This window comes from Lentzea sp. NPDC054927, assembly GCF_053610285.1.
Genome location: NZ_JBSGXZ010000030.1, coordinates 1 through 13743 on the forward strand (window position 1 = coordinate 1; position 13743 = coordinate 13743).

Consider the following 13743-nt stretch of genomic DNA (forward strand, 5'->3'; position numbering starts at 1 on the left):
GCGGGGGATTTTTCGTTGTGAGGCTACCAGAGCACTGGTCTAGCGGGCCTGCAGCATCGGGCGGAACTTGTCGCGGTACGCCCACGCCAGACCGATCTCGGCGGCGACCACGACGATCGCGATCCCGAGCCCCGACGGCTCCAGGAACACGTGGATCAGGAAGATGTTCACGACCATCGGCGCCAGGATCGCCAGGGCCAGCGGCACGAACCGGCCGGCGACCAGCAGGACGCCCGCGACGAGCTGGACACCCGAGGCCAGCTGCAGCATGTAGCCCGTCGCGTAGAGGGCGGCGGTGAACGCCACTCCGGCGGGCGCCATCGTGCTCGGATCCGGCGCGGGCATGAAGTTCAGGAACCCGTTCAAGCCGGTCGTGGTGAACAGCAGGCCGATCAGCACGCGGGTGACGATCGTGGCGTAGCGGCCGACGGCGATCTTGCGAGTAGCAGGGGCGGCGGTAACGGTCGTGGCGGTCATCTCGGGTTCCTCCTGGGCTGTGGTGTCCTTCCACTGATGCGTCGAACGGCCACGACACCGGATCGACAATCGGCCCAGAAAATCTTCAAAAAGTTTCGGCGGAACCTGTTCGCGCTGGTCAGCCCTCTCGAGCCGCGCGGACGTGCTCGGCGACCGGGCTGAGCTTGAGCCAGTCCGGCAGGCCGCGCACCACCCAGCGCGTGCCGGTCAGCTCGACCGTGCCCGCGCGCACGGCGTCGAGCAGTTCGAACTCCCCCTCCCACACCCGGTAGAGCGTCGCGAGGTCGGATGCCAGCACCGCGTCGACCTCCAGGCCCGGATCGGTGTAGCAGACGGAGGCGTCACCGGGTTCGACCACGAGCCAGAACGTGCGGTGGCGGTCGTTGATGCGGAACTCGATGTTGGCGCGGCGGGTCAGCGTGCCGGTGTCGACGCGGCCGTGCATCCACCACATCAGCACCTCGGGGTCGAGCTCGTCGGCGCGCGGGTCGCCGAACGCGTACCGGGCACCCCAGTCGGCGAGGCCGAACACCAAGGGGCGCAAGGCGAGCCCGGCCGGCGTCAGCGCGTAGCCGTCACCGGTGCGGGTCACCAGGCCGGCGTTGGCCAGCTGCCTCAGGCGGCGGGACAGCAGGGCGCGCGAGAGTCCCGGCAGGCCGCGGGACAGCTCGTTGAAGCGCGAGGCACCGACGAGCATGTCCCGCACGATCAGCAACGTCCACCGGTCGCCCAGCACCTCGACGGCGCGGACGATCGGGCAGTACTGCGCATACGTCCTCACAGGGAAAGTCTCCGTCGTCGCGGGTGTTTCGTTACCGCCGTCCGGTTCACTTTCAGAACTACCTGCGGGGCTCTTCTGTTCTTACGTTCGTCGCATGACAACTCTTGAAACACCGCGGGTGACCAGCACGTTCCCGACTGTCACCAGAGACGACGACGCGAAGTTCGCGGAGATGGCCGCCCGCATCGGCGCGATCGCGGCAGCCCATGCCGGAGAGCACGACCGCGACGCGACGTTCGTGGCCGAGGCGTACGAGGCCATGCGCGAGGAGGGCTATCTGGCGTTGGCCGTACCCGAGGAACTGGGCGGGCTCGGCGCCACGATGCGCCAAATCTGTTACGCGCAGGCCGAACTCGCGCGGCACGACGGTGCGACCGCGCTGGCCGTCACGATGCACCTGTATCTGACGCTGATGCAGGGATATCGCAGACGCAAGGGCGCGCCGGACGCGGAGGGCGTGCTGCGGCGTGTGGCCGCGGAAGGCCTGGTCATCGCGACCAGCGGCGGGTCGGACTGGCTGTGGCCGACGACCACGGCGACGCAGGTGGACGGCGGTTTCCTGATCTCCGGGCGCAAGGCGTTCTGCAGCCAGTCGCCGCGCGCGAACGTCGTGGCCACGTCCGCCGTCCTGGGCGAGGAGGTGCTGCACTTCAGCGCGCCGCTCAACGCGGACGGGGTGCGCATCGAGGAAACGTGGGACACGCTCGGCATGCGCGGCACGGCCAGCCACGACGTGGTGCTGGAGGACGTGTTCATCCCGGCCGAGAAGATCGCGGCACGACGGCCTTACGGCGAGTTCGGCGCGCCGTTGTTCGCCGCGGTCGTCCACTTCGCGCCGGTGTGCGGGGCGACGTACTACGGCATCGCCTCGGGCGCGCGGGACGTGGCCGTGCGGTCGACGTCGAAGAACGCCGTGCGGCAGATCGGGTTGATGGACTACAAGCTGCGCACCGCGTGGTGGTCGCTGATGGGATCGATCGAGGATCTCGGTGACGACTACACGGCCAACGCCGAGTCGACCGTCACGGTGATGCTCGCCAAGCGCCAGGCCGTCGTGGAAGCGATCGAGGTCGTGAACATCGCGATGGAGGTCCTGGGTGGACGGTCGTTCTTCAAGCGTTCACCGCTGGAACGCGCTTACCGCGACGTGCGCGCCGGAACGTTCCACCCACTAACGCCCGAAGCCACACTCATGTACACAGGCAAGGTCGCTCAGGGTGACCCCGGAGTCACGGAGTAGAACTTCTTCTTGGACAACTTCAAGTTGTAGGCATGCCAAGGGTTTGCGAGGATTCGGGTCCGTCTCTTCTAAGGAGCGATCCCGGTGGCCACTCGGCTCAACCCGTACCTCCGCTTCGACGGCTCCGCCCGTGAAGCCATGGAGTTCTACCACTCGGTCTTCGGCGGCGAGCTGAAGATCAACACGTTCGGCGAGTTCGGCATGCAGGACACGCCGCAGGCAGACCAGATCATGCACGCGCAGCTGGAGACCGAGGCCGGCTACACGATCATGGCCTCCGACACGCCGCCCGGCATGGGGTACAACCCCGGCGACACCATCACCGTGTCCCTGTCGGGCGACGAGGAGGTGCTCCGCACGTACTTCGAGAAGCTCGCCGACGGCGGCAAGGTCGGTACGCCGCTGGAGAAGCAGATGTGGGGCGACGAGTACGGCGACCTCACCGACAAGTACGGCATCAACTGGATGGTCAACCTGGGCGGTCTTGGGTAGCGCTCATGGGCGGGGTCGCGGTAGTGGCCCCGCTCGCCGTGCTGACGCATCATGTGGACCATGAGCGAGCGCCTGAGGGGTGTGGTCGACCAACTCGCGATCCGGCCGGACGAGCGGGTGCTGGAGATCGGCTGCGGTCAGGGCGTGGCCGCCACGATGGTGTGCCAGCTGCTCGACACCGGCACCCTCACCGCGATCGACCGCTCCACGAAGATGGTCGAGGCCGCGACCCGCCGCAACGCCCCGTACGTCGCGTCCGGCAAGGCCGAGTTCCTCATCGCGTCGCTGGAGGACATGAACCTCGGCGACCGGCGGTTCGACCTGGTCTTCGCCGTGCGCGTCGGCCTGTTCCACCGCGATCCCAGCCGTGCACACGAACTGCTGCGCCCCTGGCTGGCGCCAGGCGCGCGCATACTGTCCTTCTTCGACGTGCCCATGCGTTCCGGCGCTGTTCAGACGCACACTGTCTAGATCCGGCCGAGCAACTCGCCGATCAGCTTCTTCGACGGCTCGACGCCCGCGGGTGACACGACCTCGACCTGCGTCTTGCCCTTGCGCGCGGCGACCGTGTGCTGGGTGGTCTCCGAACCGCCGGCCGTCGCCTCGTAGGCCTCGTCCTGGAAGCCGTCGATGGCCTTGGCCTTCTCCGGCTTGCCCTGCGCGAACGACTTGGCCGTCGCGTTCGTGGTGAACCGCACCTCGACCGGCATGCCCGAACCCACGTACTTGCAGGTCGTGACGGACTTCTCGACGGTCTCCTGCTGGCCCTGCAACCGCAGCCCGAGCGCCTTGCCCACGACGGACGAGTTGGCATTGGCGCAGTTCGGGCCGTTCCCGGCCACCTGCTCGACGGTGGTCTGGGTCGTCGGGGCCTGCGTTGGAGCTGCTTCTGGCGTCGAAGTGCACGCGGCGAGCAGGAACGCGGCGGCGGCGAGGAGGGCGATGCGCACACCGGTACATCGACCATCCGCCGCCACCGCGTTACGCCGAGAGATTTCTTCTGGTCAGGTGCCGTCGATCAACCTGATGGCCAACGCCGGGCTGAACTGACCGGCGGGCACCGTCGGCGCGATGCCGCACTCGCCGTCGGAGTTGCCCGGCGTCTTGACCCACAACAGCATCTCCGCACCGCCGCCGACCTGCGCGGGGACGCCGAGCCTGCGACCGGCCGGGTTGCACCACTCGCCGTTGTGGCCGTTGCCGTTGCGGCTGGTGTCGATGACGAACCGCGATGTGGTGCCGAGCGCCGACACGACCGAGTTGGCGTAGCTGACCGACGCACTGGTCGTGTAGTAGTTCGACACGTTCACCGAGAAGCCGCGCACGTTGCGCACGCCCGCCGCGTTCAGGCGGGACGCCATCGTGGCCGCCGCGACCCAGCCCGCGTTGCCGCCGTCCAAGTACGCATAGGTGTTGGGTGCCTTCTGCTGGAACATCTGGGTGGCGTAGACGAGCATCGCGTTGCGTTCGTTGATCTGCGTCTGGGTCATGCACTCGAAGTCGCCCAGCGCGTCCGGTTCGATCACGACCACCGCCGGTTTCGTGCCGATGCCCGCCGCGAAGCTGGAGATCCACGTCCGGTAGGCGGCCGGGGTGCCCGCGCCGCCGCCGGAATGGCCGCCGCACGCGTCCCTGCCGGGCAGGTTGTAGGCGACGAGCACCGGCAGCTTGTCGTTGCCGTCCGCGGCGCCGGTGTAGCTCGCCACGACGCTGCCGATGTTCGCCTCGTTGCCGAACCAGCGCGCGATCGGCCGGGAACCGATCGACGCCTGGATCCGGGACGCCCGCACGTCACCGGGGTTGGTGCGCGCCCACACCGCGGGCGCCGAGTTGGGGTTCACGTAGAACCCGCTGGTCAGGTCGAGCGGATTGGCCGCGTGCGCGGGCACGGGTAACAGGAACAGCAGTGCTGCCAGACAGACGACCCACCTCATTGTGGATCTCCTTTCTGTTAACGGGAATCTGCGTACGCGGCCACCCAAGCCAGTGCGGAGTTCCAGTTGATCGCGACCTCGTTCGTCGACCACGAACCGATGTCGTCGATGTAACACTTGGCCGGCTTGCAGTCGCGCAGGTTCTGCTGGGCCACAGGGTCCTGCAACCCGGCGTTCGGTCCACCGGCGAGCGCCCCGGCGGGCGGGCTGGGCAGCTTGGGGTCGAGCTGGTGGGCCCAGTGGCGGTGGTGCTGGTTGTGCGCGGCCCGTTCGCCGTAGCCGCTGACGAACGACTGGTTCAGCGCGTTGCGGCCGAGCAGGTAGTCGAACGACTCCAGCACCGCGTCGCGGTACATCGGGAGGTGGGTGATGTCGTGCGCCAGCGCCATGATCATCGCCGCGTTGGCGGTGGAGCTGGTCGAACCCCACAGGTAGCCGGGCGCGGGATCGGGATAGCCCTGTTCCCGCAACGACTTCACGTAACCGTTCGCAACGCCGATCACCCTGATCCTGGCGGTGATCACCTTGGCGACCGGGAACCTCCACGGCACCCGCAGCACTGCCAGGTCAGCCAGCGCACCCGTGTCCTTCCAGGAGAAACCCGCCGCGGTGAGCTTGGTGGTGATGCGCGCCAGGTACTTCCTGTCCCCCGTCAACGCGTACAGCTCGGCCGCCGCCCACGAGAACTCGTCGCGGACGTCGGTGTCGTCGTAAGGGCCGCCACCGACGTTGTCCTCGCGTGGCGCGTAGACGGCCGGGTTCTCGTTCGCAGCCTGCCACGCGCGTTCGGCCGCAGTCCGGCAATCCTTCGCCAGCGCGGTGATGACCCGCGCGCAGCGGGCACCAGCGGCGGCAAGGTTCAACGTCGCTGCCGTGGAAACTCCGTGCAGGTAACGCGGCTGCGGATCGAGGTGCGGCAGGGTCGGCAACGCCGTCCAGGCGAGGTCATGGATCTTGTGGTGAACCATGCCGTTCGGCGCTTGCATGCGTATCAGGAACTCGACTTCCCAGCGCGCCTCGTCCAGTACGTCGGCGCGCGGAGACTCCTCGTACGAGTCCATCAGCTGCCACGCTGCCAGGGCGCCGTTCACCACGTACTTGCCGTGGTCGCCCGCATCGTACCAGCCACCGCGCACGTCCAGTGAGTAATCGCAGACCCCTGGCAGACAAGGCACCAACGCATCACTGAGGTGTCCGGCGGGCCGCGCATAGGCCGCTCCGACCCGCGAAGCTTCGATCGGGATGCCGCTTCTGTTGTGGTAGAAGTACGTCAGCGCGTCCTTGCTGAGCTGCTCGTACGGGTTCTTCGCGATGTCGAACGGCGCCGACACCTCCTCCCCCACCACCAGCGTGAAGCCGGTGCCGGCGCGGCGATACTGCGAGAAGTCCGCCTGGTGCACCTGATCGCCGGATGAGGCATCCGCGCCGTGCACCTCGGTCCGTCCACTCCGGACGACCTTGCCCGCGGCGTCCTTCAGCTGCCACGGCAGAGGTTTTGTGGCAGTGGTGACGACGGTGGCCCGTTTCGGCCCATCGACTGCGTAAGCGTGTTGGTTGACCCGCACCGGTGAGCCGTAGGTCCAGCCACCACCAGGCGGGATCGCGCCGCCGGTCAGCGAGACGTCGTCGACGCACAGCGTGTACGGCTCGGTGGCGCCGCCCATCTGGAACGACACCTGCTGGTGGATGTCCGAGATCGTCGAGTTCCCGGTGAACTCGAACGTCTGCGGCGCAGTGGTGAGCGCCGCCGGCTTGTTCAGCGCCGACTGCACGACCGCGCGGATCGTGACGGGTTTCGTGGCGGTCGCGGTGAACCTCAGCGTGTAGGGCTGACCGGCCTCCAGCGGTACGTCGTTCTGCCCGATCATCGAGTTCCAGGGGTTGACCGTCCCAGCCGGAACGTCGGCGCACAGCCGTCCGTCGACGATCTTGGACGGCGTGTTCCCGCTGCTCCACCACGGGGTTTTGCCCGCGTCGAAGGAGCCGTTCAGCACGCGTTCGTACCCGGCGGCGTGCGCCGCGGTGGCAAGGCTCAGCACGAGCACGACCGGCAGAACGGCCGCGGTGGATCTGAGTCCAACAGACATTGGTGGCCTCTTCACAGATGCATGATGTCGTGGTTACAGTCCTGTAAGCGCTTCCAATTTCGGCGAACTGTACGCCACATCACAGCACTTCAAAAGACCGTAATCGCTTCCGGAACTTCCGCCGGACCTGGAGGTAACCCCATGAGGAGAATCATCGCGCTGACCGCCGTGTGCGCGCTCTCAGCACTGTCGGCCTGTGGTGCCCAAGCCACCGGCGACGGCACGACCTTGATCGTCAAGACGTTCAGCCAGTTCGGGTACGAGGACCTCTACCGCGAGTACGAGGCCTCCCACCCCGGCGTGAAGATCAAGGAGGAGAACATCGGCAAGCTCGGCGACTACACGCCGAAGCTCCAGCAGTGGATGCAGACCGGCAAGGGCGCCGGCGACGTGGTGGCGCTGGAGGAGGGCATCCTCGTCCAGTTCATGGCCAACCCCGACCAGTTCGTGGACCTGCGCGAGCACGACGCCGCTTCGCTCGAGCCGAACTTCCTGCCGTGGAAGTGGAAGCAGGCCGTGACGGGTGACGGCAAGATCGTCGGGCTCGGCACGGACGTCGGCGCGCAGGGCATGTGCTACCGCAAGGACCTGTTCGCCGCGGCCGGGCTGCCGTCCGATCGCGAGCAGGTCGGCGCGCTCTGGCCGACGTGGGAGAAGTACATCGAGGTCGGCAAGTCGTTCAAGGGCGCCAAGTTCTTCGACTCGTCCGGTGGTGTCTACCAGAACGTCCTGATGCAGCAGGGTGACCACACGTACTACGACACATCCAACAAGCTGGTGATCGACACCAACGCGGGCGTGCGCAAGGCGTGGGACACGACCGTGCGGATGATCGAGGCCGGGCTGTCCGCGAACGTGGACCAGTGGAGTCCACAGTGGAACGCGGGCTTCAAGAACGGCGCGTTCGCCACGATCCCGTGCCCGTCCTGGATGCTCGGCACGATCGAGAAGCAGTCGGGGCCGGAACTCAAGGGCAAGTGGGACGTGACGCGGGTGCCGGGCGACGGCGCGGTGCGCGGTGGTTCGTTCCTCGCGGTGCCCAAGCAGAGCACGCACCAGAAGGAAGCGGCTGAGCTGGCCAAGTTCCTCACCAGCGCGAAGGGTCAGACCTCGGCGTTCAAGGCGAAGAACAACTTCCCGTCGTCACCGCAGGCCATCGACGACCCGGCCGTGCAGGCGTTCACCAACCCGTACTTCAACGACGCCCCGGTCGGGAAGATCTTCGGCGAGAGCGTCAAGGCGTTGAAGCCCGTCTACCTCGGCCCGGACAACATCGCGATCAACGACCGGGTCGTGAACGCGCTGACCGCCGTGGAGCAGAAGAAGCTGACTCCGGACGAGGCCTGGGCCAAGGCCGTCGACGACGCCAAGCGGCTGGTCAAGTGAAGTCCCTTTCCGACCGGCTGTCGCCGTACCTTTACGTCGCACCGTTCTTCCTGATCTTCGCGGCGTTCGGCCTGTTCCCGCTCGTGTACACGGCCTGGGTGTCGTTGCACGAGTGGGACATCGCCGGGCAGGGCGGGTTCGTCGGCCTGGACAACTACGCAGCGCTGTTCAGCGACCCTGACTTCTGGAACGCGACGCTCAACACGGTCGGCATGCTCGTGCTGGCCACCGTGCCGCAGCTGTTCGGCGCGCTGGTGCTGGCGTCGCTGCTGAACCAGAAGCTGCGCGGGCTCACGTTCCTGCGGATGGGGGTGCTGCTGCCGATCGTCACGTCGGTCGCGGCGGTCGGCATCGTGTTCAGCCAGATCTTCGACCGCGACGCGGGCATGGCGAACGGCCTGCTCGGCCTGGCCGGGGTCACGCCGATCGACTGGCACGCCGACAGGTGGTCGTCGTGGACGGCGATCGCGACGATGGTGAACTGGCGCTGGACGGGCTACAACGCGTTGATCTACCTGGCCGCGATGCAGGCGGTGCCGCGCGATCTCTACGAGGCGGCCACTGTGGACGGTGCAGGGAAGGTGCGGCAGTTCTTCAGCATCACCGTGCCGAACATCCGGCCGGCGATCCTGTTCACCGTGATCATGTCGACGATCGCGGGCGTGCAGCTGTTCACCGAGCCACTGATCTTCGCCCAGGGCGGCTTCGCGATCTCCGGCGGCAGTCTCCGGCAGTTCCAGACCCTGTCGATGTTCATGTTCGAGAAGGCGTTCCGCGACTTCGACTACGGCTACGGCTCTGCCGTGGCGTGGCTCATCTTCCTGCTGATCACGCTGCTCGCCGTGGTGAACTTCCTGATCACGAGGAGAAGCCGATGATGGTCAGGCTGACGCTGGCCGCGGCGATCGTGCTGTCCGCGTTCCCGCTGTACTGGCTGTTCGTGGTGGCGACGCGAGCCAACGACGTCGTGGGCGACTGGCCGCCACCGTTGCTGCCGGGCCCGAACCTGTGGGAGAACGTCGACAGGCTCTTCTCCGCCGACCAGGCGAACTTCCTGCTGGGCATGGGGAACTCGGCGCTGTCGTCGGCCGTCGTGACGGTCTCCGTGGTGTTCTTCAGCTCGCTGGCCGGGTTCGCGTTCGCCAAGCTGCGGTTCCGCGGCCGCAACGCGCTGCTGCTGGTCATCCTCGGCACCATGATGATCCCGGTGCAGATGGGCATCATCCCGCTGTACCTGATCATGGTGGAGCTGGGCTGGCAGAACCGGCTGGAAGCGATCATCGTGCCGTCGCTGGTGTCCGCGTTCGGCGTGTTCCTGATGCGCCAGTACGCCGAGAAGGCGATACCGGACGAGCTGATCGAGGCGGCGCGAGTGGACGGTTGCTCGACGTTCCGGATCTACTGGTCCGTCGTGCTGCCCGCGTTGCGACCGGGCGCGGCGGTGCTGGGGCTGTTCACGTTCATGGGCACGTGGAACGAGTTCCTGTGGCCGCTCGCGGTGCTGGAGGCGGACAACCCGACCGTGCAGTTCTCGCTGTCGCAGCTCTCCACGACCTACTACACCGACTACACCCTCATGTTCGCCGGCGCGCTGGTGTCGACCGTGCCATTGCTGGCCGTGTTCCTCCTGTTCGGCAGGCAGATCATCGGCGGCATCATGGAGGGGGCGATCAAGGCGTGAGGCAGCCTGAAAGAGGATGCGACACTGTGGGCATGAACAACCGGCCGGTGACCGTGGACGACGTGGCAAAACACGCGGGAGTCTCGATCGGCACCGTGTCGCGGGTGATCAACAACGCCCCCCACGTGAGCCGCAAGGCCCGTGACGCGGTCGAGCGCGCCATTGACGAGCTCGGCTACGTGCCGAACAAGACCGCGCAGTCGCTGGCCGGCCAACGCCGCGGTTCGGTCGTGCTGGCGATCTCCAGCGACGACCCGGGCCTGTTCGCGAACCTGTTCTTCGCCCAGGTCGTCACCGGCGTGAACGCGGTGGTCGAGGAGACCGATCTGGAGCTGCAGCTGGTGCTGGCCGCGTCCGATCGCGGCCGGGCCAGGCTCTCCCGGATCTTCAGGGCACGGGCGGCGGACGGCGTGATGCTGCTGGCGTTGAAGGAGAACGACCCGCTGTCGGCGTTGGCGGAGTCCAGCGGACTACCGGTCGTGCACGGCGGCCGGTCCCTCGACCACGAACCGCGCTACTACGTCGACGCGGACAACCGCGGCGGCGCGCGCGAGGCGGTCGAGTACCTGATCTCGTTGGGACGCAACCGGATCGCGACGATCACGGGCGGCCAGGACCAGCACGTCGGCGTGGCCCGGTACCTCGGCTACCGCGAAGCCGTGGTGCTGGCCGGTCTCGAGGACTCACGGGTCGCGCACGGCGACTTCACCGAGGAGGGCGGGGCGAAGGCGATGTCGGAGCTGCTGGACCGCTTCCCCGAGCTGGACGCGGTGTTCGTGGCCTCGGACGCGATGGCCGCCGGAGCGTTGTCGGTGCTGGCGGCCCGCGGGCTTCAGGTGCCCGCGGACGTGGCCGTGGTGGGGTTCAACGACATCGTGACCGCCCAGCACACCACGCCGGCGTTGACGACGGTGCGCCAGCCGATCGACGCGCTCGGGCGGGAGATGACCCGGATGCTGCTGCGGCTGATCGACGGGGACACGCCGACGTCGCTCATCCTGCCGACAACGTTGGTGCGTCGAGAGTCAGCCTGAGCACCTCGTCGACGCGGGCGTCCCAGTCGATCTCCTGCGCCGTCCCGCCGAGGACCGCCACCGCCGCGAGCGTCACCGTTCCCTCGATGTCGGCGGTCAGCACGGGGATGCTCGCGTTGGTGGTGAACGCCGTGCCCTGCGGAGCGGCTCGCCGTTCCTCGCCGCTCCACCCCCGGACCGCCACCAACGCGTTCGGCAGGTCGGTCGCCCAGCCTGTGAGCTCTGCCCGTGTGCCGGGCGGGGCGCCGATCACCCGGTGGATACGCAGTTCCTGGTCGTCCCACACGGCCGTGACGCTCTCGATCCGCAGGCCCGGCACCATCGGCTGGTTCGCGTCGAACACTGGCCGATGCCACGAAGCCGCCCAGTTGTCCCGCGCGTCCAGCGGGTGGATGCGCCGCCGCACGCTGCGGTCGCCCCTGATGAGCAGGCTGATGTGGTTGTCGGCCGGGTTCTTCGCGGACGTCGGGCCTGTGGCGGTCGAGTACGCGAAACGGCTGTAGAGCGGGTCGTCGTCGGTCGCGTGCTCGCCCTCGAACGGGCGGACGTGGTCGCTGCCGTGGTTGTGCAGTCTGGTGACGCCGTTGTGCCGCTGGATCAGCAGCCCGGGGCCGGGGAGCGCAAGCGTGTGGTCGCCGGAGTCGCCTTCTTCCTGCGCGGTCCACAGTGGATGATCCGGACCGGCGAGCAGGCAGACGAACGCCTTCGAGGCCCAGTACGGCGAGGCGGGGCCGGAGTAGGGCTGCAACGACGCCTCGTGCGGGCCGTGCCAGCCGAGGCTGAGCAGACCGTCGGTCAGGGAGCCGCGGTCGAGGAAGTACTTCAACGTGTTGCTGATGAGCCGGCGGGAATGTCCGGGGGTCAGCGGGGTTTCGCCGGTAACGGCGCCGAGAGCGATGGCGCTGACGGCGGCGAAGCGGTAGGTCAGCGACCGTCCGAAGTAGATCGGGGCGCCGTCCGCGCCGAACAGCAGGTGGAAGCTCTTCAGGTGTTCGGCGAGGTGTGTGGTGACCGGCTGGCCGTTGAGGTGGGCGTCGAGCGCCGGGTAGAGGTGCAGCGCCCAGCCGTTGTAGTGGTCGAACGCGCGGCCGTCGCCGTCGGAGTACCAGCCGTCGCCGCGGTACCAGCCTTCCAGGAGTTCCATCGCCCGGTGTTTCGCCTGCCGGGTCTCGTCGTCGCCGCGGCCGGCCGCTTCCAGGAAGGACGCCACGGTGTACGGGAAGAAGTACCAGTTGTTCGCCGCGGGGACGTGCCTCAGCGACTCGCGCAACCAGGCTTCCGCGCGGTCTTGAACGCCCTCGGGGAGCTTGTCCCAGAGCCACGGTTTGGTCAGCCTCAGGCCGAGCGCGACCGAGGCCGACTCGACCATCGGCTGGCCGACGTCGGTGATCGCGGGCCACTCCCCCGCCGTGCCCGCGGCCAGACCGGCGGCGTAGCGCTCCAGCCAGTTGTGCGGGTCTTCGCCGTGTGCGGTGCGGAAGGCGGCGGCGAGGAACGTGCGGGCGTAACCCTCCAGGCCGTCGGAGCGCACGCCGCTGCGCGAGGGGCGGCCGGGCAGGTCGAGGAATGCCTGGTCAGGGGACGCGTACCGCCAGGCCGCCTCGAGCAAACCATCGGCGGCGGCCACCCAGTGGGTGCGGGTGAGGCCGGTGTGCGGGCTGAGTGCGCGATCCTCGGCTGGCAGCTTCACGCGATGTGTTCCCTTCGTTCGGCAGGCACCGGCGTCTGGAACGGCTCCCCCGCGACCCACCTGCGGACCTCGTCCACGGCGTGCCGGCCGAGGCGGCCCCACTCGTTGCCCTGCGAGCCGGCCAAGTGAGGTGTGATGAGCACGTTGTCGTTGCGCCACAACGGGTGGTCCGCGGGCAGCACCTCGGGGTCGGTCACGTCGAGCACTGCCCGGATCCGCCCGACCTCCTCAACCAGCGCGTCCTGGTCGACCACGGCGCCGCGGGCGGTGTTGATCAGGACGGCGTCGTCACGCAGCAGGCCGAGCAGGTCGCGGCTCACCAGGCCCCTGGTCTCCGGCAGCAACGGTGTGTGCACGCTGACGACGTCGCTGCGCTCGAACAGCTCGGAGAGGCTCACGGACTCGGCACCGTCCACTTCGGTCACGAACGGATCGTGCACCAGCACGTGGAAATCGTATGGCCGCAGCAGCTCCACCACCCGCCGGCCGATCATCGACGCGGACAGGATCCCGACGGTCGCGCCGAAGTTCCCGACGGTGTCAGGCACGCCGTACACGGTCATCTGCTTGGTCGAACGGTACTCGCGGGCGCGTTCGAGCACCCGTTTGCCGCTCAGCAGGATCATCGCGACGGTGTACTCGGCGACCGGTAGCGCGTTGGCCTGCGCGGCCGACGACACCACGATCCCCCGGTCCCAGCAGGCGTCCGTGACGAAGCCCTTCACGGAACCGGCGGTGTGCACGATCGCTTTGAGTCTCGGCAACCGTTCCAGCACGGCGGCGGTGATCGGCGGACAACCCCAGCCCGTGACGAGCAGGTCGACATCCGGGAGATCAGCGAGATCCTGGACGACCGGGCCAAACTCGCAGACCGACTTGAGATCATCGAGCACGGGCGTCAGGACGGCGGCGGTAGCCTCCGCCGACATGAGGCCCGCGCC

General features: G+C 68.0%; 14 protein-coding genes. 7 read left to right on the top strand and 7 right to left on the bottom strand.

Features of this window, described 5'->3' with window-relative positions:
• Positions 1-39: 39 nt before the first annotated feature.
• On the bottom strand, positions 40-477 hold the full coding sequence (locus tag ACWGE0_RS30785) for a hypothetical protein (RefSeq protein ID WP_452264404.1): 438 nt from the start codon (positions 475-477) through the stop codon (positions 40-42).
• A gap of 118 nt (positions 478-595) precedes the next feature.
• Positions 596-1258 carry a winged helix-turn-helix transcriptional regulator gene (locus tag ACWGE0_RS30790; RefSeq protein WP_452264405.1) on the bottom strand — a complete coding sequence of 221 codons (663 nt, stop codon included), beginning with the start codon at positions 1256-1258 and terminating at the stop codon, positions 596-598.
• 94 nt (positions 1259-1352) lie between these two features.
• Between ACWGE0_RS30790 and ACWGE0_RS30795 the strand changes: the two genes are divergently transcribed.
• The 3 genes from ACWGE0_RS30795 to ACWGE0_RS30805 all read left to right on the top strand — a co-directional run bounded on the left by ACWGE0_RS30795 (position 1353) and on the right by ACWGE0_RS30805 (position 3461).
• Positions 1353-2498, top strand: a complete 1146-nt coding sequence (locus tag ACWGE0_RS30795; RefSeq protein WP_452264406.1) for an acyl-CoA dehydrogenase family protein — start codon at positions 1353-1355, stop codon at positions 2496-2498.
• Between the two features lie 84 nt (positions 2499-2582).
• Positions 2583-2990, top strand: coding sequence for a VOC family protein (locus tag ACWGE0_RS30800; RefSeq protein ID WP_452264407.1), 408 nt, complete (start codon positions 2583-2585; stop codon positions 2988-2990).
• A 60-nt stretch (positions 2991-3050) separates the two neighbouring features.
• Positions 3051-3461 (top strand): class I SAM-dependent methyltransferase, encoded by a 411-nt coding sequence (locus ACWGE0_RS30805; protein ID WP_452264408.1) that lies wholly within the window; start codon positions 3051-3053, stop codon positions 3459-3461.
• Here the strand turns inward: ACWGE0_RS30805 and ACWGE0_RS30810 are convergent.
• The 3 genes from ACWGE0_RS30810 to ACWGE0_RS30820 are packed head-to-tail and all read right to left on the bottom strand — an operon-like array spanning position 3458 to position 7011.
• Complete coding sequence (locus tag ACWGE0_RS30810) at positions 3458-3940, bottom strand: hypothetical protein (RefSeq protein WP_452264409.1); 483 nt, start codon at positions 3938-3940, stop codon at positions 3458-3460. The genes ACWGE0_RS30805 and ACWGE0_RS30810 overlap by 4 nt on opposite strands.
• A 54-nt stretch (positions 3941-3994) precedes the next feature.
• Positions 3995-4924: a glycoside hydrolase family 6 protein gene (locus ACWGE0_RS30815; protein WP_452264410.1), complete on the bottom strand. Its 930-nt coding sequence runs from the start codon at positions 4922-4924 to the stop codon at positions 3995-3997.
• 17 nt (positions 4925-4941) lie between these two features.
• The gene (locus tag ACWGE0_RS30820; protein ID WP_452264411.1) at positions 4942-7011 is read right to left on the bottom strand and encodes a glycoside hydrolase family 9 protein; all 2070 of its coding nucleotides are present in this window, start codon (positions 7009-7011) and stop codon (positions 4942-4944) included.
• 141 nt (positions 7012-7152) lie between these two features.
• Between ACWGE0_RS30820 and ACWGE0_RS30825 the strand changes: the two genes are divergently transcribed.
• The 4 genes from ACWGE0_RS30825 to ACWGE0_RS30840 are packed head-to-tail and all read left to right on the top strand — an operon-like array spanning position 7153 to position 11112.
• Entirely contained in the window at positions 7153-8397 is a 1245-nt protein-coding gene (locus ACWGE0_RS30825) for an ABC transporter substrate-binding protein (RefSeq protein ID WP_452264412.1), read from the top strand.
• Positions 8394-9275 carry a carbohydrate ABC transporter permease gene (locus ACWGE0_RS30830; protein ID WP_452264413.1) on the top strand — a complete coding sequence of 294 codons (882 nt, stop codon included), beginning with the start codon at positions 8394-8396 and terminating at the stop codon, positions 9273-9275. The genes ACWGE0_RS30825 and ACWGE0_RS30830 overlap by 4 nt, the downstream gene beginning before the upstream one ends.
• On the top strand, positions 9272-10078 hold the full coding sequence (locus ACWGE0_RS30835; protein ID WP_452264414.1) for a carbohydrate ABC transporter permease: 807 nt from the start codon (positions 9272-9274) through the stop codon (positions 10076-10078). The genes ACWGE0_RS30830 and ACWGE0_RS30835 overlap by 4 nt, the downstream gene beginning before the upstream one ends.
• Positions 10079-10110: 32 nt before the next feature.
• Positions 10111-11112, top strand: a complete 1002-nt coding sequence (locus tag ACWGE0_RS30840; protein ID WP_452264415.1) for a LacI family DNA-binding transcriptional regulator — start codon at positions 10111-10113, stop codon at positions 11110-11112.
• Here ACWGE0_RS30840 and ACWGE0_RS30845 read toward each other — a convergent pair.
• The gene (locus ACWGE0_RS30845; RefSeq protein ID WP_452264416.1) at positions 11072-12802 is read right to left on the bottom strand and encodes a DUF2264 domain-containing protein; all 1731 of its coding nucleotides are present in this window, start codon (positions 12800-12802) and stop codon (positions 11072-11074) included. The two genes, ACWGE0_RS30840 and ACWGE0_RS30845, sit on opposite strands and share 41 nt — an antisense overlap.
• Positions 12799-13731: a hydroxyacid dehydrogenase gene (locus tag ACWGE0_RS30850; RefSeq protein WP_452264417.1), complete on the bottom strand. Its 933-nt coding sequence runs from the start codon at positions 13729-13731 to the stop codon at positions 12799-12801. Before ACWGE0_RS30850 ends, ACWGE0_RS30845 begins: the two co-directional genes overlap by 4 nt.
• Positions 13732-13743 lie beyond the last annotated feature (12 nt).